This is a genomic window from Mesorhizobium sp. M2A.F.Ca.ET.039.01.1.1, from assembly GCF_003998035.1.
In the GTDB taxonomy this organism is placed as follows: domain Bacteria; phylum Pseudomonadota; class Alphaproteobacteria; order Rhizobiales; family Rhizobiaceae; genus Mesorhizobium.
Genome location: NZ_RZRY01000829.1, coordinates 1 through 2,450, shown reverse-complemented (window position 1 = coordinate 2,450; position 2,450 = coordinate 1). Strand labels below are relative to the sequence as shown.

Genomic DNA, 2,450 nt, shown 5'->3' with positions numbered 1-2,450 from the left:
CACCTGGTTTGCCTACATCCTCGCTGTCGGCTTCCTGCTGGCGCGTCCGGCCGGCCTGTTCGGCGACCGCGAAATCGAAAGGGTCTGATCGTGACCACGTTGCAGGAATCAGCCCCGTCCAAGCCGCTCCGCCAGCCTGCCTTTGGCGTTGTCACCATCGCCATCGTTGCTGGGCTGATCGCCGCCTTCGCGGTGCCGGCTCTTGCCGACGACTACTGGCTGAGCTCGATCATCATCCCGACAGTGATCATGGGGCTTGCCGGGATCGGCCTGAACCTGCTGATGGGCTATACCGGGCTCGTGTCGATTGGTTCGGCTGCCTTCATGTCGATCGGCGCTTTCTCGACCTATAATTTGCTGCTGCGTGCGCCGTTCTTGCCACTGCCGGTCGTCCTGATCCTTGCCGGCCTGATCGCGGCGGTTGCCGGCGTCATCTTCGGGCTGCCGTCGCTGCGCATCAAGGGCTTCTATCTCGGCGCTTCGACGCTGGGCGCCCAGTTCCTGTTCGAATGGCTGTTCACCAATTTCAGCTGGTTTTCGAATGACAGCCAGTCGCTGATCATCTCGGCGCCTCGACTGCAGATCCTCGACTACGACCTCCAGTCGGCCACCGGCCGCTACTATCTGGTGATCGCAACCACGGTGTTGCTCATCGCGCTGGCCTTCGCCAGCGTCAAAAGCCGTGTCGGCCGCGAGTGGATGGCGATCCGCGACATGGATGTCGCTGCCTCGGTCATCGGCATCCGCGTGGCGCGCCGCAAACTTTTATCCTTCGGGATAAGCTCGTTTTTCCTTGGCATCGCCGGCGCTCTCTGGGCCTTCGGATATCTTGGCACCTCGGACGCGCATGCGTTCAACCTCGATAAGTCGTTCCAGATCCTGTTCATCGTCATCATCGGTGGCGTGGCAACCATCTTCGGCAATTTTCTCGGTGCCGCCTTCATCGTGCTGACGCCGATCCTGCTCGACCGGCTGTCATTGATCATCGACTTGTCATTTCTCGGCGATCAGGGCGCGCTGGCAAACCTGCAGCACATCATCTTCGGCACGATCATCATCGTGCTCTTGATCAAGGAACCGGATGGTTTGTCGAGCCTGGGGAGGCGCGGCTTGGAAGCCCTTCGCTCGCGAGCACGATCATCCAACTGAACCCAGACAGACGAAACACCTCGGCGCCAGGTCTTTCGCCTCCTCCCAAGCATTGGTCGTCACTTTCTCCAAACCACTCAAACAAGGGTTGCACAATGTCATTGCTAACCAAGACCATGTCGCTGGCGGCGGCTGCCGCGATGGCTGTCACGCTCATGAGCAGCGCGTCCTTCGCCGAGGACGGCACGGGCCAACAGCTCTATCCGCTGTTTACCTACCGCACCGGACCCTATGCTCCGTCGTTCATCCCGTTCGGTGCCGGCAATATCGACTATCTCCGCTACATCAATGAGGTCGAGGGCGGCGTCGATGGCGTCAAGATCCTGGTGCAGGAATGCGAGACGGCCTACACGATCGAGCGCGGCATCGAATGCTACGAACGCTACAAGAACGGCTATAACGGCGCGCTGACGGCGGCAATCTATCCGCACTCGAGCGGTCTCGACGTCGCGCTCACCGACAAGGCTCGCGTCGACAAGATCCCGATCGTCAGCCCCGGCGGTGGCCAGAACATCGCCACCGATGGTCACGTCTTTCCCTACCAGTACCCGTTGGTGTTCGACTATTGGAGCGAAGCCCAGATCATCGTCGACTATATCGCCCAGCAGGCGGGCGGCTATGACAAGCTCAAGGGGCTGAAGATCGCGACGCTCTATCACGATAGCGGCTATGGCCGCGACACGATCGAGCCGCTTGGCATCCTCTCCAAGAAATATGGCTTCGAAGACATCCAGATTCCGGTTCCGCATCCCGGCGAACAGCAGCAGACACAGTGGCAGCAGATCCGTCGTGCAAACGCCGACTGGGTCTTTCTGCGCGGCTGGGGCGTCATGACGCCGGTGGCGATCAAGACCGCGGCGCGCGTCGGCTTCCCCGCCGATCGCATCATCGGCGATATCTGGAGCGGTTCGGAAGACGACGCTCGCCCGGCGGGTGCTGTCGCTAACGGCTACCTCGCCGTCTCCGTCTTCCCGCCGGGCACCGACTACGGCATCTTGAAGACGCTCAAGGCGGACATCCTCGACAAGGGCAAGTCCGACCTGAAGGACAATTCGAAGTTCGGCACGGTTTACTACAATTACGGCGTGATCGAAGCCATCACCTTCGTCGAGGCGCTGCGCACCTGGCATAAGAAGTTCGGCAACAGGCCATTGACCGCCGCCGAAGGCCAGTGGGCGCTCGAACATCTCGACATCGATCAGAAGCGGATCGTCGAGCTTGGCGCCGAAGGCCTCATCAGCCCGCTGAAAACCTCCATCGACAACCACAAGGGTGAAACCATCGCCGCCAAGATCATCCAG

General features: G+C 60.7%; 2 protein-coding genes. Both read left to right on the top strand.

Features of this window, described 5'->3' with window-relative positions:
- The first annotated feature begins 90 nt into the window (after nucleotides 1-90).
- A complete protein-coding gene (locus EOA24_RS34305) occupies nucleotides 91-1,149 on the top strand; it encodes a branched-chain amino acid ABC transporter permease (RefSeq protein ID WP_348633098.1) in 1,059 nt (352 codons plus the stop codon).
- Nucleotides 1,150-1,244: 95 nt separating this feature from the next.
- Nucleotides 1,245-2,450, top strand: a 1,206-nt coding sequence (locus tag EOA24_RS34300) for an ABC transporter substrate-binding protein (protein WP_127410606.1), incomplete at its 3' end; no start/stop codon positions are given.